Annotated in this window: 1 rRNA gene; it reads right to left on the bottom strand. The window is 57.6% G+C overall.

Annotation, left to right across the window (positions count from 1 at the left end):
• Nucleotides 1-217 (bottom strand): 16S ribosomal RNA (locus ACXX53_RS23265); the annotation flags it as partial.

The raw sequence follows: 217 nt of genomic DNA on the forward strand, positions 1-217 counted from the left end.
CCCTCTCAGGTCGGCTACGCATCGTCGCCTTGGTGGGCCGTTACCCCGCCAACTAGCTAATGCGCCGTAGGTCCATCTGTAAGTGGCAGATTGCTCCGCCTTTCTCGAATCTCCCATGCGGGAGTCTCGCCTATCCGGTATTAGCTCACGTTTCCGTGGGTTATCCCAGTCTTACAGGCAGGTTACCTACGTATTACTCACCCGTCCGCCGCTAACC

This window comes from Paenibacillus marinisediminis (genome assembly GCF_054343325.1).